Consider the following 17154-nt stretch of genomic DNA (forward strand, 5'->3'; position numbering starts at 1 on the left):
CGAAGCCCTGCCGAGGAACGGGCGCAGGGTTGAGGAACATGGGGGCGTTGCTGGCCGTCTCGACGCTCTTGGCGGCACCAGGGCGGCGGCCGGTACGCTGCGCGCCATGGCGGAGACCGCGACCGGGCCGGATCCCGAGCTGCTCCGGGCGCTGCGCGCGCTGGCGAACCCCACCCGCCTGCAGGTCCTCTCGTGGCTGCGCGAGCCCGCGCGGCACTTCGACCCGGCGGTGACGATCGCCGACCCGGTCGAGGTCGGCGTCTGCGTGAGCCACATCCAGGCCAAGGCGGGCCTGGCCCAGTCGACGATGTCGGCCTACATGGCCGAGCTCGAGCGCGCGGGGCTGGTCCAGGCGACGCGCGTCGGGCGGTGGACCCACTACAAGCGCGACGAGGCCCGGATCGGGCGGCTCGTCGCGCTCCTCGGGCAGACGCTCTAGGGCCGTGGGGCGCTGCTATAGCAGCGCCTCGGCGAGCCGCCGCCAGTGCGGCATCGCCGGCTGGCCCGGCGCGACGCCGATGACCTGCACGGCCACGTGGTCGGCACCGGCCTCGACGTGGGCCCGCAGCTTCGCCACGATCGTGTCCGCGTCGCCCCAGAACACCAGGTCGTCGACGATCCGATCGCTTCCCCCATCGCTGAGCTCCGCTTCGCCGTAGCCCAGCCGCCGGAACTTCGCGATGTTGTACTTCGTGGCGAGGTAGACCTGGAGGTGCTCGCGCGCGAGGGCGCGGGCCTTCGCCGGGTCGGTCTCGAACAGCACGGCGTGCTCGACGCCGAGGAAGGCGCCTGCGCCGAGGATCTCGCGCGCCTGCGCCGTGTGCTCGACGTTGACGTGGTAGGTCAGCGCCCCGCCCGCGCGGTCGCGCGCCAGCGCCAGCATCTTCGGGCCATAGGCCGCCAGGAACCGCCGCATCGGCCCGGCCGGCGCCGGCGCGATCGGCTCCTGCGCGTCGAGCTCGTCCAGGTACGCCGCCATCGCCGCCATCGGGGTCGTCCCCGGCTGGCCGGCACCGAATCCGAGGCCGAGCGCGTGCCGGTCGGGGAAGGCGTCGGCCAGCAGCAGGCCGGCCGCATGGGTCCACCGCGCCGGGCGCGACCAGATCACGGCGACGGCGTTCATCACGCGGATCCGCTCGGTGCAGGAGAGCAGGAAGCCGGCGTGCGTCAGCGCCTCCCGGCCGAGCAGCTCGGGGAACCAGAAGGCGGGCCACCCCAGCTCCTCCAGCTCCTGGATCGCCTCGCGCATCTGCCCCGCGGACAGGTGCTCGAAGTCGAAGGTGTACACGCCGAAGGTGCCGACGTCCAGGCCGTTCAGGGTTCCCATCGCGATGCTCCCGTCAGCCGGCGGCCGGCGCGCCGGTGCCCGTCGCGTGCCCGGCGATCGAGCCCTTGTCGGCCTCGCCGCCCGGCAGCGCCTCGTACAACACGATCTCCGGCCCGGCGGCGAAGTAGTCGCCGACGGCCTTCAAGGCATCCTGGATGTGGTCGGTGGCGATGTGCTCCTCGAGCAGCTCGCGCGACGCCCAGCGCTCCACGAACACCATCTTGCGCGGGTCGTCGAGGCCGCGGTGGACGGCGTAGAGCAGGCAGCCGGGGTCCGCGTGGCTCGGCGCGAGCAGCTCGTCGAGGAACCGGGCGGCCGCGTCCTCCTGACCGGGATGGGTGAGGAACGTGGCGATGACGACGACTTCGGACATGGTGTTCTTCTCCTTCGTGTTCACGGCATGACGGGTTCGCGCACCGGCTCGGTCGCCGCGTGGGCGCCCTCGCCGATCCTGGCCAGTTGACGCTCGCGGGCGCGCGCGGCCTTGACGCGCGTCGCGTAGCCCGAGAGGCCGACGGCCACGACGAGCACGGTTCCGTTGAAGACGGGCTGGACCCACGCGGCGGCGCCCAGCTGCTGCAGCCCGGACACGGCGACCGAGAGCGCGTAGGCGGCGAGCACCGTCCCGATCGGGTTGAACCGGCCGGGCTCGATGGCGGTCGCGCCGAGGAACGCCCCGGCGAACGCCGGCAGCAGGTACGTGCCCTCGCCGCCGGGCACGGTCGAGCCGAGCTCGCTGCCGAGGACGACGCCGCCGAGCGCGGCGAGCACGCCCGAGCCGACGAAGGCCGCGATGACGAGGCGATCGGCGCGGATGCCGCTCAACTGCGCCGCGCGCCGGTTCCCGCCGACCGCGTACAGCCGCCGGCCCAGCGGCAGCCGGGCGAGCCCGAACCAGAGCGTCGCGGCGACCAACGCCATGTAGATGACCGGCAGCGGGAGTCCGAGCACGCTGCCGCGCGCCAGGCTCGTGAGCGAGTGCGGCACGCCTTGGTAGATCGGCGAGCCGCCCGTGTACCAGATGACCAGGCCACCCATGATCGTTCCGCTCGCCAGCGTCGCGACGAACGCGTTGATCTGCAACTTGACGATGACCAGCCCGTTGACGAGCCCCAGCAGCGCGCCGGCGAGCACCGCGAGCACGACGGCCAGCCCGGGCGGCAGGCCCTGCAGCGCGCAGAGCCCGGTCACGAGCGCCTGCGCGACGCCCAGGATGCCGGAGACCGAGAGGTCGAACTCGCCCACGATCAGCGGGAGCATCGCACCCAGCGCGAGCAGCACGACGACCGCCTGGTTGTTGAGGATCGACCGGTAGTTGTCCCACGTGGCGAAGCTGCTGGGCTTCACCAGCGAGAAGCCGGCGACCAGCACCACCAGGATCAGCGCGAGGCCGTAGCGCGCGATCCAACTCGTCCCGCGATCGCGCCGACTCAGATCAAGTGCCATAAGATGCTCCCGTGAGTGCGGCGACGGTGATCTCGTCGCCCTCGAGGATCGTCACCAGCCCGCCGCGGCACAGGACCGTCGCGCGGTCGGCGACCTCGGCGACCTCTTCGAAGTCGGAGCTCGCCACCAGGACCGTGAGGCCTGCGGCGCACGCGTCGCGGAGCTTCGCGTAGATGACCGCGCGGGCGCCGACGTCGACGCCGGCGGTCGGCTCGCTGAGCAGCAGGACGCGCGGCCCGGCCGCGAGCGCCCGCGCCACCAGCAGCTTCTGGGCGTTGCCGCCGCTGAACTCCGACACCTGCGCATCGCACGCGCGCGGCCGGATGTCGAAGTCCTCCATCAACACCTGAGCGGTGCGCCGCTCGGTGCGGCGGTCGACCGGGCGCCATCCGCGCTGGGACGGGTTCGGGAACAGGTTCTCCCGCGCCGTGAGCGTCGCGGCCAGGCCGGCGGCGTTGCGATCGCTCGGCACGTGATGCAGGCCGTGGGCGAGCGCCGCCGCGGGATGTGACGGCACGTAGCGCGCGCCGTCGAGCCGCACCTCTCCCCCGTCGTGCGGCCCGGCGCCGAACAGCGCGTCGACCGTCCGCAGATGGCCGGCGTCGGCGAACCCGGTCACCGCGACGACCTCGCCGGCCGCCGCGTCGAGGTCCAGCGGCCCGAACCCCGGTCCGCTGAAGCGCTCGAGCGCCAGCCGCGCGCCGCCGTCGCGGCGTGGGCGGCGCGGACCGCTCGCGGCCAGGGGCGCGTCGCCGACGATCATCTGGATCAACGACGGCGCCGTCAGCTGCGCGACGGGCGCCGTCCCGGCCAGCTCGCCATTGCGCAGGACCGTGACGCGATCGCAGTGCGTGAGCACCTCGTCGAGCCGGTGCGTCACGAGGATGCAGCCCAGGCCGGCGGCGCGGAGGCGCTGCAGGATCGCCAGCAGCCGGCCTGCCTCGCCGGCCGCCAGGCTCGCCGTCGGCTCGTCGAGCACGACCAGCCGCGCGTCGAGCGCCAGCGCCCGCACGATCGCGACCGTCGCCTGCTCGGCGATCGAGAGCTCCGCGACGAGCGCGTCGGGAGGCACGTCGACCTCGAGCCGGTCGAGGGCCGCGCGGGCGAACGCCCGCGTGGCCTCCCAGTCGATCCCGGTCGCGCCCGTCCGATAGCCGGCGTACTGCGCGATGTTCTCGGCCACCGTCATCGAGCCGACGAGCCCGAGGTCCTGGTGGATGAACGCGATGCCGAGGTCGGCCATCGTGCGCGGCGTGCGCCCGCCGGCGACCGGCTCGCCCGCGAAGGCGATCGAGCCCCCGTCCTCCTGGTCGACCGCCGCCAGGATCCTGACGAGCGTCGACTTGCCGGCGCCGTTCTCACCGAGCAGCGCGTGGATCTCCCCCGGCGCGACGGTGAAGTCGACGCCGGCGAGCGCGGCGGTGCCGCCGTAGACCTTGGTCAGCCCGCGGATCTCGAGCAGCGGCGGCGCCGCGGCGCCGAGCCGTGGGGCGTCATGGACCATGATGCTCACGGCTGCCGCCAGAGCTTGCGGTAGACCGAGGCGTAGTCGAACAGCGACTGGAACGCGCCCACGCCCGTGCTCGGCACGGTCGCCTTGGTGTACAGGTGCGCGAGGTAGGGCAACTGCTCGGGCTTGACGTAGGGCGCCTTGTCGAGGCCGCGGATCACCTGGTCGATCGCCTGGTACATCGCCAGCTGCGGATCGACCGAGCTGACCATCGCCAGCGTGCCGGCGTGCAGCGTCTGCTGGTTGACCGCGTCGAGGTCGTCGGCGTAGACCATGATCTTGCGCCCCGAGCTGGCCACGGCCTGGACCGCCGACGGCATCCCGACCGAGTAGGGCATCACCAACGTGTCCATCTTGGGGTTGCCGTTGATGATCCCGGTGATGATGTTGGCCGCCTTGGCCGAGTCCGCGGCGTCGGTCACCTGCCACGTGGCGGTCTTGACCCTGCAGGTCGAGCAGCCTTCGACGACGTGCACGAGGTTGCCGATCTTGCGGATGACGGCGGGGAAGCCCTCGTCCTTGATCGCCACGACGTTGGCCTTGCCGGCGCTGTCGGCGACGATGCCCCAGCCCAGCAGCTCGGTCGACAGGCCGTTGGCGTAGTCGGCGGCCGCGTCGAACTGGCCGCTGCCACCGGTCGGCGTCGGGTCGCAGGTCGACACCGTGACGATCCCGGCCTTGCGCGCCTGCTCGAGCTTGTCGGCGACCTGGGTCGCGGTGATGCACATGCCGACGATCGCGCTCGGGTGCAGGGCGATCGCGCTCGACATCGCCTGGTTGAGGTTCTGGATGTCGGCTTTGCCGTTGATGTTCACCAAGTGCGTCTCGAAGCCCGCGGCCTGCGCGATCTTGGCGCCGGACTGCACGGTCTCGTTGCAGATCACCGCGCCGCACGAGACGAACGCGATGCTCTTGCCCTTGGGCACCGGCGGCGTCTGCGACGGCCCGAGCCAGCTCGTCATGACCTTCAGCTGCGCGGCGGGCGTGAACGCGTCGGTCGGCGAGTACACCAGACCGTGCTGCGCGTCCGCGCTGATCTTCTTGGCCTGCGCGACGTACGTGGCGGACGACGTCTCCGCCCCGCCGCCCGCGGGCGCCGCCGACGCGCTCGAGTCGCTGCTGCTGCTCCCGCAGCCCGCCACCCCCGCGGCGGCGCCGCCGATCGTGGCAGCGACCGCCGCCCAGCCGGCACCGCGCTTGAGGTGCCTGAACCGCTTCTGCGTCTGCATCTGACCCTCTCCCTCCTCGGACACACGACATCACCTACAACAACCCACTGCTCTCCCTCAGCCACCGGGACCGTGGTCGCCGGCGCGCCGAAGCTCGTCTCGGATCCGCGCGATCGCCGCGGGGTCCTCGGCCGCCGAGAGGTCCCCGGCGTCCTCCCCGAGCGCCGCGGCCCGCAGCGCGCGGCGCAGGACCTTGCCCGAGCGCGTCTTGGGGATCGCCGCGACGCGGATCACTCGCGCAGGCGTGAACGGCCGTCCGAGCTGCGCGGCGACCACGCCCGCCAGGCGCGCGGACGCATCGGCGCCGGCTGGATCGACCGGCGCCCAGAAGCACCACAGCGCCTCGCCCTTGAGCGCGTCGGGCACGCCCACCGCGGCCGCCTCGGCGACCGTCGGGTCGGCGACCAGGGCGGACTCCACCTCGGCGGGTCCGAGCCGCTGGCCGGCGATGTTGATGGTCTCGTCGGACCGGCCGAGCAGGAACCACTGCCCGTCCTCGTCGACCCGCGCCCAGTCCCCGTGGTGCCACACGCCGGGGAAGCGCGACCAGTAGGTCGCGAGGTAGCGCTCCGCGTCGCCCCAGATCCCGCGGGTCATGCCGGGCCACGGCCGCGTGCAGACCAGCTCGCCGACGGCGCCGCGTACGGGCCGGGCGTCGTCGTCGAAGACGTCGAGCGCGACGCCGAGGCTCGGGCCGCCGAGCGAGCACGCCTTCAGCGGCTCGATCGGGCACGGCGCGAGCAGGCAGGCGCCGACCTCGGTGCCGCCCGAGATGTTGATGATCGGCCTGCTCCGGTCGGTCATCCGCATCAGCCAGTCGTAGGGCTCGGCGTTCCAAGGCTCCCCGGTCGAGCCGAGGATCCGCAGCGCGTCGAGGTCGTGCCCGCCGGCGTGCTCGTCGCCGGCCGCCTGCAGCGCGCGCACCAGCGTCGGCGAGACGCCGAGGTGCGTGACGCCGTGGCGCGCGGCCACGTCCCACAGCCGCGACGGCGCGGGATGGTCCGGCGCGGCGTCGAGCAGGACGACGGCCGCACCCTGGGCGTGCGCGCCGATCAGGCACCACGGGCCCATGATCCACCCCATGTCGGTGACCCACAGCAGCCGGTCGCCGCGCCCGATGTCCATGCTGTAGGCCGCCTCCGAGGCGACCTTGACGAGGAACCCGCCGTGGACGTGGACCGCGCCCTTGGGCCGCCCGGTCGTGCCCGAGGTGTAGGCCAACAGGAACGGGTGCTCGCTGGAGGTCGGCTCGGGGTCGCGACCGCGACGCGCGTCAGCGCCGCGCACGAACGCGGCCCAGGTGATGTCCCGGCCATCGCGCATGGGCACGTCCTCGCCGAGGTGCTCGACCACGATCGCCGTCGTGACCTCCGGGCATCCGGCCAGCGCCTCGTCGAGGACCGGCTTGAGCCGCTGCGCGCGGCCCTTGCGACGCGTCCCGTCGGCACAGACGACGACGCGGCAGCCGGCGTCCTGCAGCCGCGACGCCACCGCGCCCGCCGCGTAGCCGCTGAAGACCGGGACCCACAGCGCGCCGACCTTGGCAATCGCATAGGCGGCGATCGCCGCCTCGACGATCATCGGCATGAAGACGGCGACCGCGTCGCCGGGCCGGACGCCGAGCGCGCGCAGGCCCGCGGCCGCGCGGTCGACCTCCTCGGCCAGCTCCGCGAAGGTCAGCCGCCGCTCGCTGCCGTCTTCGGACTCGCCGATCAGCGCGGGCGCGCCGGCCGTGCGGGGGTCGGCCGCCCAGCGGTCGACGCACGCCGCGGCGACGTTGATCTGCCCACCGATGAACCAGCGCGTCCACTCCGGACCGGCCGAGGCGTCGAGCACGGTCGTCGGCGGGACGGCGAACGGCAAGCCGAGGTCGTCGATCACGTGCGGCCAGAACCAGGCGGGCTCGGCGGCCGAGCGGACGCGCAGCTCCGCCAGGGAGCCCGCGCCGGTGCGCGCCATCAGCCCGGTCACGCGCGCGACCTCGACCTGCTCGCGCGTCGGGACGTAGGCGTAGCCGGCGGAGGCGGCCGCGCTGGTGGCGAGCGCGCTCATGGCGCCGCCGGCTCCAGGAGCTGCCAGACGATCCCGCCACTCGTCGCGGCGCGCGTGAAGTGCGTGCGGCCGGCGGGCGTGACGAGGGGTCGGTCCTGCGCGGTCGCCACGCCGTGGTCGGCCAGCGCCCGGACCGCCGCGTCGAGATCGCCGACCTGCAGCGCGACGTGGTCGATCGCCGCGGTGCCGCCGCGCAGCCGTTCCCGCGCGACGTCCGGATCGGCGAGCTCGACCAGCTCGACCGTCACCGGGCCGCAGGCCAGGAACGTCGCGCGCATGCCGAGCTCGGCGGACGCGAGGCGGTGCGCGACCGGCAGGCCGAAGGCGGTGGTGAGCAGCGCCTCGGCGGCGTCGAGGTCGGCGACGACGACGCCGACGTGGTGCATGCTGCCGACCGGGGCGCTCATCGGTCCTCCTCGGCGGCGGCGACAACGCCCGTCCCGAACACCGAGGCCTTGTCGTTCCAGCTCGACTGCTCGTTGAGGTCGGCCCAGCGCCGGATGTCCGCGACGACCGCGGCGTCCAGGTCGTGGACGTCGGCGTAGTCGCACTCGACGACGTTGCCGGACGGGTCGCGCAGGTACAGCTGGACCACGCCGCCCGGCGCCTCGTAGAGGTGGTGGTCGACCGCGTCGCGCTCGAAGAGGTCCTCTCGGCCGGCGCGGTGGTAGAGCGCCTCGAAGTGCTCTCGGCGCTCGATCGAGACGGCGAAGTGATAGGCCTTGGTCGCCTGCGCCGGCCGCTGGACGAGGTGGAGCTGGACGTTGCCCAGCACGACCCAGGCGACCGGCACCGGGAACGCCGGCGACGGCACGACCTGCGCCGCGAAGAGGTCCACGTAGAACGCCGTGGCCTCGTCGACGTCGTCGACCGGGACGGCGAGGTGGTTCACCTGCACCGTGCTGTCGCTCTCGCGGGTTCCGTCTCCTCCCATGGGTCCAGCATCGTGCGTGGGCAGTCATGCCGTCCAATCTCCGTTAACTGTCGTTGCCATAGCCTGTCGCTATCGGTACCGTCGGCCCATGACGCTGCGCCAGCTCCTGTACTTCGTGACCGTCGTCGACGAGGGCAACTTCACGCGCGCCGCGCAGTCGCTGCACGTCGCGCAGCCCTCGCTCTCCAAGCAGCTCGCCGCGCTGGAGGCCGAGCTCGGCGCTCCCCTGATCGAGCGCCTGCATCGCGGGCTGCGGCTGACCCCGGCCGGGCGCGCGTTCCTGCCGGAGGCGCGGGCGGCGACGCTGTCGGCCGAGCGTGCGCGCCGGGCGGCGCGGATGGCCCAGGGGCTGGAGGCCGGCGAGGTGGAGGTCGCCACGCTGCGGTCGATCGCGATCGGGCTCCTGCCGCGGTCGATCACCGTGCTGCGCGAGGCGCATCCCGGGATCCTCGTCAGGCTCCACGAGTACCTGCACCGCGCCGCGATGGAGGACGAGGTGCGCAGCGGGGTGTCCGACATCGCCGTCGGCCCGCGGCCCGCGCGCTGGGGCGGGCCCGTCGCGTCGCTGGGCTGGGAGGAGTTCGTGGTGGTGCTGCCCGAGGGCGACCCGGCGCTGGCCTCCGACGCGCCCGTCGACCTCGCCGAGCTCGCGCACCGGCGTTGGGTGCTGCCCGTGCCGTCGGCCGGCATGGCGCCGATCGTCGCGGGCGCCTGCCACGACGCGGGCTTCGTCCCGCAGCCCGCGGTCCACAGCTCCCAGGTCGAGGCGCTCACCCGCCTGGCGGCCGCCGGCCTCGGTCCCACGATGCTGCCGGTCAACGCGATCGCCCCCGACATGCAGCGGTTGACGCGCCGCCTGCGTCGGCCCGTGGTGCGCGAGCTCGCGGCCTACACCCGCAGCGAGTGGTCCCCCGTCGCCCAGGCCTTCCTCGACACGCTCGGCGACGCCGCGCCGGCGAAGCGCCCGCGCAACGCCTACGTGGCCCGCTGAGCGACAGGCGCGCTTCCTTCATATCGCAAAAATGCGATAGTTCGATCTGCGGCGAACCTCCGCCGCGCACCGTCGAGAAACGTTCGGAGATGACGATCGATGAAGGCTGACCTGCCGACCACCATGACCGCCGCGCGCTACCGCCCGGGCGACGGAGCCATCCGCGTCGACGACGTCCCGCGGCCCGAGCCCGCGCCCGGCGAGGTGCTGGTGGCCGTCGCCGTCTCCGCCGTCAACCCCACCGACTGGAAGGCGCGGGCGACGGGCGACGCTGCCGAGTGGATCGTGCCCAACCAGGACGGCGCCGGCGTGGTCGTCGCGGTCGGCGACGGGGTGCCGGATACGCGGGTCGGGGAGCGCGTGTGGGTCTGGCAGGCCCAGTGGCAGCGGTCGTCGGGCACCGCCGCCGAGTACGTCGCCGTCCCCGACGCGCGGGCGGTCCGGCTGCCGGACGGCGTCTCGTTCGACCTCGGCGCGGGCCTGGGCATCCCCGCGATGACCGCGCACCGCTGCCTGTTCGCCGACGGCCCGCTGACCGCCGCCGACCATGTGCTGGTCCATGGTGGCGCGGGCGCGGTCGGCCACGCGGCGATCGAGCTCGCGCGCCGCGCCGGCGCGCAGGTCGTGGCGACGGTCAGCAGCCCGGAGAAGGGCGCGCTCGCGGAGGCGGCCGGGGCGCAGCTGGTGGTCGACTACCTCCGCGAGGACGTCGCCGAGCGCGTCCGGTCCTGGGCGCCGGGCGGCGTGGTCCGGATCGTCGAGGTCGACCTCGCGCGCAACCTCGCCACCGACGCGGCGGTCCTCGCGCCGGGCGGCGCCATCGTCGTCTACTCGCGCACCGAGACCGGCGTCCAGCCGCCACGGGAGCTGATGAGCGGCAACGCGCACATCGACTTCATGTTGGTGTACACGATCCCCGACACGGCCAAGGCCGCCGCGGTCGCCGACATCACCAGGGCGCTCGAGGCCGGCGCGCTGACCGCGCTGCCCGGCCCGCGCTTCGGGCTGGCCGAGACCGCGGCCGCGCACGACGCCGTCGAGCAGGGCGCGACGGGGAAGGTCCTGATCGACGTGGCCGCGCTCGACGAGCGCTGACGGGGGCCGGCCGCCCCGGTCGGCTCAGCCGCGCGCGGTGTTCCGCTCGGGGAGGTGGACGGCGGCGAGGAGGCGATCGACCACGCGTCGGTCGCCCTCGACGCGGACGACCCGGCGCTTGACGCCTTGAGCGGGCGTCATGCGGCGGTCGGCCAAGGCGAAGAACGCATCGCGGTCGGCGATGACGTGGGCGTCCGGATCCGCCGCCGGCGCGCCGTGGCGGAGGATCAGCTCCCCGGCCGCCACCTGAAGGAAGAACCGCTCGTCCTCGACGGTGAACGCGACCGTCGCGTCGAGGCCGGCGAGGTCGTGCTCGACGGCGCCGGCGCGCATGCTCAGCGCAGCCCAGGAGGCGCGGAGCGTCTCGCCGTCTGGTTGCGCCGGCAGCAGCTCGAAGCCCCAGAGCGCGAGCCCCGCGATCATCGGCCGCAAGGCCTCGCCACGCTCGGTCAGCGCGTACACGGGGGTGCCCGCGGGCGAGGGAGCGATCGTCCGCTCGATCACGCCGTCGGCCTCGAGGGACTTCAGGCGCGCGGCGAGCAGGTTGGTGCCGATGCCCGGCAGCGCGGCGAGCAGATCGCGGTAGCGCTTCGGGCCGAGCGCGAGCTCGCGCACGACCAGCAGCGTCCAGCGCTCGCCCAGCACGTCCAGCGCCTTGGCCAGGCCGCAGAACTGCTGGTAGCTGCGTGCGGTCATCCCGGCAGTGTAATCGCTCACTTGAAAAACATATAGTGCGTGCGCTTTACTCCTGCCCATGCTCTCCCGCAACCTCGTCCTCGCCCACCTCGTCCCGGCGGGAGCGTGACGATGTCGGGAATGGACGCGGCCCTGGCCCGCAACCACGCGTTCGCGACGGCCGGCGGGCACCGCGGCGCGACGATCATGCCGGCGCTGCGGATCTACGTGATCACCTGCCTCGACCCGCGGCTCGACCCGGCCGCGATCCTCGGCCTCGAGCTCGGCGACGCCGCCGTCGTCCGCAACGCCGGCGGCCGCGTGACCGACGAGGTCATCGCCGACGTCGCGTTCATCGGCCAGCTCGCCGAGAGCGCCTTCCCCGACGGGCCGCTGTTCGACGTCGCCGTCATCCACCACGACCAGTGCGGCACCGGGGCGCTCGCCGACGACACGTTCCGCGCGGCCTACGCCACCCGGACCTCCGCCGATCCTGCCACCCTGCTCGACCGAGCCGTGCTCGACCCCGAGACGACCGTCCGCACCGACGCGACCCGCCTCCGCGCAGCACCCGCCGTGCCGGCCCGCGTGGCGATCAGCGGCCACGTCTACCGGGTCGAGACCGGGCTCTTGGAGACGATCGTGCCGGCTGCGGGGGTGTGAGGTAGGAGGGCGCCGACGCGGGTCGCGACCTTCACGCGGTCACGCGACCGGGATGCGGAGGACGAGCACGTTCCGGGTGCGCTTCTTGCGCTCGACGTTGCCGGCGATGTCGATGCCGCGGGACCAGATCGTGTAGCGGCCGTGGGGAAGCGATGGGAGCTTCAGGGTCCACGACGATGTCCCCTTGGCGCTGAGGTAGGAGGTCTTGTCGCAGCTGCGGACCTTGGAGAACGTGTGGTCGGCTTGGAGGAACCGGCACCGCTTGCCGATGTGGCGGGCCACCGACACGCGCACGCGGCGGATCGCGCCGGCGTCCCTGGCGGTGCCGTGCAGCGTGATCGGCTGCTTGACCGTGGTGACGCGCCGGATCGCGGTCGTCGGCGGCGTGCGGTCCGGCTTCGCCGGGGCGGGCGGGGCCGCGACGGGCGGGGCTGTGGGCGGTGGTTCGAGGGGCGCGGCGACGGTCACCGTCTGGGTCGTGCTCGCCGATCCCGCGAAGTTGTTCGCGGCGCCGTCGCCGGAGTAGGTCGCGTGGACCGAGTAGTCCCCGCGGTTCGCGTAGGTGACCGTGCACGTCGCCGTGCCGTCCGCGACGCTCTGCGCGGCGCAGTGGGTCGTGGCCGCACCGCCGGGTCCATCGTCGAACGCCACCGTTCCCCCGTCCGCCGCGGGCGTGATCGTCGCCGTGTAGGTCATCGACGCGTTCTGCCGGACCACCGCGGGCGACGTGCTCAACGCGACCTTGGTCGCCTGCAGCAGATAGGCGCCGATGGCGCAGTCGGCCCCCGCCACGGGCACGACGCCGCGCTGGTCGGGCAGCGAGCACGCCTCCGACACGCCGCCGACCGCGACGGGCAGGGCGAAGTCCGCCGGCACCACGTCGAACGCCGGGTTCGCCAAGGTCGTCAAGGGGTTCGGGCGGTTCAGCAGCGCGACCGACTGGGTCGGTCCGCCGTTGTCGGCGAGCCCGTCCGCGAGATAGGCGTCGAGCGCCGCGGCGTAGGTCGACGACTCGTACACGGTGGTTCCGTTGTGGCTGCCGACCGCCGGCGCCGTCGGCGAGATGCACGTCCCGTCGGTGTCGAGGTTGTACCCGCCGTCGACGACCGCCGCGTTGGCCGGACTGCACGCGCCGCCCGAGGACTGCGCCGCGATGATGTCGGCAGCGAGGGTCACGTTCGCGTTGCCGGTGGCGATGGCCGCGCCGTCGCTGGCGGTGTTGTCCGTGATCGTCGAGGTCTGGACGTTCAGCGTCCCGAGGTTCGAGACCCCGCCGCCCAAGCCGCCGGACGTGTTGCCCGCGATCGTCGAGCTCGTGACCGTCACCGTCCCGGCCCCCTGGACGTTGATCCCGCCACCGTTGACCGGCGCGTGGTTGCCGACGATCGCCGAGCGCTCGACCGTGCTCTGCCCGTTGATGACGATCGCGCCGCCGCCCACGCCGGTCGTCGTGTTGTTGGAGAACGTCGAGTCCTGAACGGCGAGCGTGGCGCCGGGCTCGTTCGCGATCGCGCCGCCGCTGCTCGCGGAGTTGTTCGAGAACGTGGAGCGCTTGACGGTGAGCGTGCCGGCGTTCTGGATCGCGCCGCCGAGCCCCGTCGTCGCGCCGGACTGGACCGCGAGCCCGTCGATCGTCACGTTCGACGTCGACCCGACCGCCAGCAACCGCACGGCGCTCGCACCGTCGATGACCGGCGTGTCGTCCTCGTTCTCGGCTTCGAACGTGAGGCTGGGGCCGGCGAACGTGATGCTGAGCGCCGTCGGGCTCGGCGCGGACAGCAGGTAGGTGCCGTCCGCCAGCGCGATCCTGACGCTGTCGGCAACCGACGCCGCGTTGGCGTTCGTCACCGCCGTCGCGATCGAGCAGGCGTTCGCCGGCGAGCTGCAGTCGCCGCTCCCGGTCGCCGAAGGCGCGGCATGCAGGCTGTCCGTCGCCGCCTGAGCTGACGTCGCCAACCCTGCCGTGACGCAGAGACTCGCGAGGGCAGCGACGCCGAGGAGGCGGCGGCCTGAGCTTCGCCCCTGCACGCCGCTCGATGTCCGCCGCGACCCGCGCAGCAGGTACCACGGATCGCTCGTCCGCATCCCGAATCCACCCCTTGTTGAACTCGTCCGTGAAGTATCGACTTGCGTCAGCTCGACCACTGGCCGGCCCCTGTCCTCGACGCGGGCTTGAGACTACTCCCGGCCACCGCCGGATTCCACAGCTTTTTGGAAGGGGCTTAGTAGCGGCGCATCTCGCTTGGTCGCCACTCTTGCGCGCATAGGGCATCGGCAGCGGGAGACCGGCCGACCGCGGCGAGTGGGCGGAGCGTCGCCGCTGGCGAGGAGGACGCGTGTGACGAGCGACGCCGGTGACCGTCGTGGAGAGATCGACGGGTTGTGACGCCGGGATCGACGACGGATCGGCGCGAGACGGCCGGCGGGACGGCGGTGGCCGACCGCGGCCACCGGCGCCGGCTGTGCCGGAGACGAGGAGGGCGCGGTGCCGAGGGCGACGCCGGCCGCCGCCGCGAGGAGCGGCGGCGGCGGAGCTCGGTCAGGCGGCGACCGGCACCTTGGCCAGTGCCTCGAGTGGGTCGATGGCGGTGAGGCCTTGGTCGGCGGCGACCGGTGCGTAGGTGACCTCGCCGGCGGCGACGTTGAGGCCGGCCAGGAAGCCCGGGTCGGACTGCAGCGCGGCGTAGGCGCCCTGCTCGGCGAGCTTGATGACGTAGGGCATCGTCGCGTTGGTCAGCGCGAAGGTCGAGGTGATCGGGACGGCACCCGGCATGTTCGCCACGCAGTAGTGCGTGACCCCGTCGACCTCGTAGGTCGGATCGGTGTGCGTCGTCGGCCGCGAGGTCTCGAAGCACCCGCCCTGATCGATCGACACGTCGACCAACACGGCGTTGTGCTTCATCAACCCCAGCTGCGCGCGCGTGATCACGTGCGGCGCCTTGGCCCCATGCACCAACACCGCGCCGATCACCAGATCGACCTCGGGCAGCATCCGCTCGATGCTCAACGTCGTCGAGAACACCGTCGAGCACCGGTTGTTCAACAAGAAGTCCAACTCACGCAACCGGTCGATCGAACGGTCGAACACGTAGGTCTCGGCACCCATGCCCAAGGCGATCTCCGCCGCCGTCAACCCGACGACGCCGCCGCCGATGACCATCACCTTGCCCGCGGCAACGCCCGGAACGCCGCCCAGCAGCAGACCGCGCCCGCCCAACGGCTTCTCCAACATGAACGCGCCCGCCTGCGTCGCGATCTTGCCCGCGACCTCGCTCATCGGCGCCAGCAACGGCAACCGACCGTTCCTGTCCGTGACCGTCTCATAGGCGATGCACGTCGCGCCGCTGTCGCGCAACCCCTGCGTCAACTCCGCGTCGGGCGCCAGATGCAAGTACGTGAACAACGTATGGCGCGGCTCGAGCATCGCCACCTCGACCGGCTGGGGCTCCTTGACCTTGACGATCATGTCGCTGCCCGCGAACACCGCCGCCGCATCGGGCACCACCGACGCACCCTGCTCGACGTACTCCGCATCCGGGATCGCCGACCCCAGGCCAGCACCGTGCTGGATCAGCACCTCGTGACCACGATCGACCAGCTCGCGCACACCCGCAGGCGTGATCGCCACCCGGTACTCGTCGGTCTTGATCTCCGTCGGAACGCCAATACGCATGCTGGAGATCATCGGCGGTACGCTGTGCGTGCGACAAGGTTCTTCGCCAAATTGTGTGGAATCCACGGTGACTGACGACATCGACTTCCGAATCCTCGACGAACTCATCCGAAACGGAAGGCTCTCGTTCGCCAGCCTGGGCGAGGCCGTGGGCCTGAGCCCGCACGGCGCCGCCGATCGCGTGCGCCGGCTCGAGCGCGCGGGCGTCATCACGGGCTACACCGCGACGGTCGACCTGCCGAAGGTCGGCCGCGGCCTCGACGCGTTCATCGACGTGCGCCTCCTCCCCGCCACCGTGCCGGAGAAGTTCGAGCAGTTCTGCACCGCCTTGCCCGCCGTCCAGGAGCTGGCGTTCGTCACCGGGCGCTTCGACTACCACGTGCGCGTCGCCTGCCGCGACGCCGACGACCTCGACGCGACCGTCCGCGCCATCCGCCGCAAGGGCGGCGCCGCGCAGACCGAGACGCGCATCGTCCTGCGCGCGACCGCCCACGGCCAGACCGTGCGCTGAGCCGTTACGCCGGCAGGCCGAAGACGCGCCGGGCGTTGTCGTAGTACAACGCCCGCAGCTGGTTCTCGTCCAGCCCGAGCCCGCGCAGCACCCACGTCTCCGGCAGGAACGCGAACGGCGCCGCGAGCTCGTCGGTCGTCTCGAAGAACAGCCAGTGGTGCTGGTAGTACGCGGCCGGGTCCTGCTCGGTCCCCCGCGTGTCGGGCAGGTCGTAGACGCCGGTGCGGATCAGGTCGGTGCCGAAGATGATCCGGTCGGGCCAGCGCGCGAAGATCTCCAGCGCCGCGTCGCGGAACCCCTCACGGCCCAGGTCGAACGTCCGCGTGGCGGTGTCCACGCAGTAGTTGGGGTACTGCTCCAGCATCCGCGCCACGCTCTCCAGCGGCATGAAGCAGCCGAAGTGCAGGCCGACGAACGTCGTCGCCGGATGGCGCGCGACGACCCGCTCGAACGCCGCCTGCACCTCGGCCAGCGGCGGGAACCGCGTCCGGTCTCCGAACCAGTACTCGGGCCGTCGGCGCAGCTCGCCGAGACGCTCGTTGTCCTCGTCCAGCGGTGCGAAGAACGCCGGCGGGTCGCCGATGTGGATGGCCACGGGCAGCCCGTGCTCAGCCGCCGCCGCCCACAGCGGGTCCAGGCGGCGATCGTCGACGGTCAGCAGCGCGCCGTCGGCGTCGTGCAGGTGCAGGCCGAGGTTCTTCCACATCTTGACCCCGACGGCGCCGAGCGCACGCGCCTGGGCGATGCCCGCGACCACCGCGTCGGCGAACCCCGGCCGGCCCACGCCGGAGATGTCGGGCATGTGCAGCAGCGACATGCCATCGGCGCGCTGGCGCGCCCACGTCGCCTGCCAGGCATCGAACGCCGGCGGCGGCCACGTGAGGTCCCAGAAGTTGAGGAGCCGGTCGGGCAGGTCGGGCGCGCCGAGCACGCTCTCAGCCTCGCGGACGGTGCCCGCGTCGAAGTGCGCGTGCGCGTCGATGACCGGACCGCGGTAGACCGGGTGCGGTGCGTGCGGCTGGACGTCGTTCATGGTGGACATGATGCT

17 protein-coding genes are annotated in these 17154 nt (G+C 73.0%); 5 read left to right on the forward strand and 12 right to left on the reverse strand.

The window, feature by feature from the left end:
- Nucleotides 1-106 precede the first annotated feature (106 nt).
- Nucleotides 107-439: an ArsR/SmtB family transcription factor gene (locus tag DSM104299_RS18400; RefSeq protein WP_272473100.1), complete on the forward strand. Its 333-nt coding sequence runs from the start codon at nt 107-109 to the stop codon at nt 437-439.
- Nucleotides 440-454: 15 nt separating this feature from the next.
- Here the strand turns inward: DSM104299_RS18400 and DSM104299_RS18405 are convergent, their stop codons facing one another.
- From DSM104299_RS18405 to DSM104299_RS18440, 8 genes are read right to left on the reverse strand one after another with little or no spacing between them, the layout of a single operon-like run.
- Nucleotides 455-1327 carry a TIGR03620 family F420-dependent LLM class oxidoreductase gene (locus DSM104299_RS18405; RefSeq protein ID WP_272473101.1) on the reverse strand — a complete coding sequence of 291 codons (873 nt, stop codon included), beginning with the start codon at nt 1325-1327 and terminating at the stop codon, nt 455-457.
- Between the two features lie 13 nt (nt 1328-1340).
- Nucleotides 1341-1700 carry a putative quinol monooxygenase gene (locus DSM104299_RS18410; protein WP_272473102.1) on the reverse strand — a complete coding sequence of 120 codons (360 nt, stop codon included), beginning with the start codon at nt 1698-1700 and terminating at the stop codon, nt 1341-1343.
- Nucleotides 1701-1720: 20 nt separating this feature from the next.
- The gene (locus tag DSM104299_RS18415) at nt 1721-2773 is read right to left on the reverse strand and encodes an ABC transporter permease (RefSeq protein ID WP_272473103.1); all 1053 of its coding nucleotides are present in this window, start codon (nt 2771-2773) and stop codon (nt 1721-1723) included.
- Complete coding sequence (locus DSM104299_RS18420) at nt 2763-4277, reverse strand: sugar ABC transporter ATP-binding protein (RefSeq protein WP_272478104.1); 1515 nt, start codon at nt 4275-4277, stop codon at nt 2763-2765. Before DSM104299_RS18420 ends, DSM104299_RS18415 begins: the two co-directional genes overlap by 11 nt.
- 5 nt (nt 4278-4282) lie before the next feature.
- Nucleotides 4283-5536 carry a sugar ABC transporter substrate-binding protein gene (locus DSM104299_RS18425; protein ID WP_272473104.1) on the reverse strand — a complete coding sequence of 418 codons (1254 nt, stop codon included), beginning with the start codon at nt 5534-5536 and terminating at the stop codon, nt 4283-4285.
- A gap of 33 nt (nt 5537-5569) precedes the next feature.
- On the reverse strand, nt 5570-7564 hold the full coding sequence (locus DSM104299_RS18430; protein WP_272473105.1) for an AMP-binding protein: 1995 nt from the start codon (nt 7562-7564) through the stop codon (nt 5570-5572).
- Nucleotides 7561-7971, reverse strand: a complete 411-nt coding sequence (locus DSM104299_RS18435; protein ID WP_272473106.1) for a VOC family protein — start codon at nt 7969-7971, stop codon at nt 7561-7563. The genes DSM104299_RS18430 and DSM104299_RS18435 overlap by 4 nt, the downstream gene beginning before the upstream one ends.
- Nucleotides 7968-8498 carry a VOC family protein gene (locus DSM104299_RS18440; RefSeq protein WP_272473107.1) on the reverse strand — a complete coding sequence of 177 codons (531 nt, stop codon included), beginning with the start codon at nt 8496-8498 and terminating at the stop codon, nt 7968-7970. Before DSM104299_RS18440 ends, DSM104299_RS18435 begins: the two co-directional genes overlap by 4 nt.
- Before the next feature lie 88 nt (nt 8499-8586).
- Between DSM104299_RS18440 and DSM104299_RS18445 the strand changes: the two genes are divergently transcribed.
- Nucleotides 8587-9489: a LysR family transcriptional regulator gene (locus DSM104299_RS18445; protein WP_272473108.1), complete on the forward strand. Its 903-nt coding sequence runs from the start codon at nt 8587-8589 to the stop codon at nt 9487-9489.
- 123 nt (nt 9490-9612) lie between these two features.
- Entirely contained in the window at nt 9613-10584 is a 972-nt protein-coding gene (locus DSM104299_RS18450; RefSeq protein ID WP_349294586.1) for an NADPH:quinone reductase, read from the forward strand.
- A gap of 24 nt (nt 10585-10608) precedes the next feature.
- On the opposite strand, the gene DSM104299_RS18455 is transcribed toward DSM104299_RS18450, so the two are convergent.
- Nucleotides 10609-11280, reverse strand: coding sequence for a winged helix-turn-helix transcriptional regulator (locus tag DSM104299_RS18455; RefSeq protein ID WP_272473110.1), 672 nt, complete (start codon nt 11278-11280; stop codon nt 10609-10611).
- 120 nt (nt 11281-11400) lie between these two features.
- Here DSM104299_RS18455 and DSM104299_RS18460 point away from each other — a divergent pair, with 120 nt between their 5' ends.
- Entirely contained in the window at nt 11401-11922 is a 522-nt protein-coding gene (locus DSM104299_RS18460; RefSeq protein WP_272473111.1) for a carbonic anhydrase, read from the forward strand.
- Between the two features lie 39 nt (nt 11923-11961).
- Here DSM104299_RS18460 and DSM104299_RS18465 read toward each other — a convergent pair whose 3' ends face one another.
- On the reverse strand, nt 11962-14067 hold the full coding sequence (locus DSM104299_RS18465; protein WP_272473112.1) for an Ig-like domain repeat protein: 2106 nt from the start codon (nt 14065-14067) through the stop codon (nt 11962-11964).
- Between the two features lie 394 nt (nt 14068-14461).
- Nucleotides 14462-15595 carry an alanine dehydrogenase gene (gene ald, locus DSM104299_RS18470; protein WP_349294587.1) on the reverse strand — a complete coding sequence of 378 codons (1134 nt, stop codon included), beginning with the start codon at nt 15593-15595 and terminating at the stop codon, nt 14462-14464.
- Between ald and DSM104299_RS18475 the strand changes: the two genes are divergently transcribed.
- Nucleotides 15594-16106 (forward strand): Lrp/AsnC family transcriptional regulator, encoded by a 513-nt coding sequence (locus DSM104299_RS18475; RefSeq protein WP_272473114.1) that lies wholly within the window; start codon nt 15594-15596, stop codon nt 16104-16106. The two genes, ald and DSM104299_RS18475, sit on opposite strands and share 2 nt — an antisense overlap.
- A 4-nt stretch (nt 16107-16110) precedes the next feature.
- On the opposite strand, the gene DSM104299_RS18480 is transcribed toward DSM104299_RS18475, so the two are convergent.
- Nucleotides 16111-17148, reverse strand: a complete 1038-nt coding sequence (locus DSM104299_RS18480) for an amidohydrolase family protein (protein ID WP_272473115.1) — start codon at nt 17146-17148, stop codon at nt 16111-16113.
- Nucleotides 17149-17154: the final 6 nt, after the last annotated feature.

Source organism: Baekduia alba (genome assembly GCF_028416635.1).
GTDB lineage: Bacteria > Actinomycetota > Thermoleophilia > Solirubrobacterales > Solirubrobacteraceae > Baekduia > Baekduia alba.

What these genes read in the sequence shown, in the direction of transcription:
- DSM104299_RS18400 (WP_272473100.1), top strand. Translation starts at nt 107, where the DNA reads ATGGCGGAGACCGCGACCGGGCCGGATCCCGAGCTGCTCCGGGCGCTG.
- DSM104299_RS18405 (WP_272473101.1), bottom strand. Translation starts at nt 1,327, where the DNA reads ATGGGAACCCTGAACGGCCTGGACGTCGGCACCTTCGGCGTGTACACC.
- DSM104299_RS18410 (WP_272473102.1), bottom strand. Translation starts at nt 1,700, where the DNA reads ATGTCCGAAGTCGTCGTCATCGCCACGTTCCTCACCCATCCCGGTCAG.
- DSM104299_RS18415 (WP_272473103.1), bottom strand. Translation starts at nt 2,773, where the DNA reads ATGGCACTTGATCTGAGTCGGCGCGATCGCGGGACGAGTTGGATCGCG.
- DSM104299_RS18420 (WP_272478104.1), bottom strand. Translation starts at nt 4,277, where the DNA reads ATGGTCCATGACGCCCCACGGCTCGGCGCCGCGGCGCCGCCGCTGCTC.
- DSM104299_RS18430 (WP_272473105.1), bottom strand. Translation starts at nt 7,564, where the DNA reads ATGAGCGCGCTCGCCACCAGCGCGGCCGCCTCCGCCGGCTACGCCTAC.
- DSM104299_RS18435 (WP_272473106.1), bottom strand. Translation starts at nt 7,971, where the DNA reads ATGAGCGCCCCGGTCGGCAGCATGCACCACGTCGGCGTCGTCGTCGCC.
- DSM104299_RS18440 (WP_272473107.1), bottom strand. Translation starts at nt 8,498, where the DNA reads ATGGGAGGAGACGGAACCCGCGAGAGCGACAGCACGGTGCAGGTGAAC.
- DSM104299_RS18445 (WP_272473108.1), top strand. Translation starts at nt 8,587, where the DNA reads ATGACGCTGCGCCAGCTCCTGTACTTCGTGACCGTCGTCGACGAGGGC.
- DSM104299_RS18450 (WP_349294586.1), top strand. Translation starts at nt 9,613, where the DNA reads ATGACCGCCGCGCGCTACCGCCCGGGCGACGGAGCCATCCGCGTCGAC.
- DSM104299_RS18455 (WP_272473110.1), bottom strand. Translation starts at nt 11,280, where the DNA reads ATGACCGCACGCAGCTACCAGCAGTTCTGCGGCCTGGCCAAGGCGCTG.
- DSM104299_RS18460 (WP_272473111.1), top strand. Translation starts at nt 11,401, where the DNA reads ATGGACGCGGCCCTGGCCCGCAACCACGCGTTCGCGACGGCCGGCGGG.
- DSM104299_RS18475 (WP_272473114.1), top strand. Translation starts at nt 15,594, where the DNA reads ATGCTGGAGATCATCGGCGGTACGCTGTGCGTGCGACAAGGTTCTTCG.
- ald (WP_349294587.1), bottom strand. Translation starts at nt 15,595, where the DNA reads ATGCGTATTGGCGTTCCGACGGAGATCAAGACCGACGAGTACCGGGTG.
- DSM104299_RS18480 (WP_272473115.1), bottom strand. Translation starts at nt 17,148, where the DNA reads ATGTCCACCATGAACGACGTCCAGCCGCACGCACCGCACCCGGTCTAC.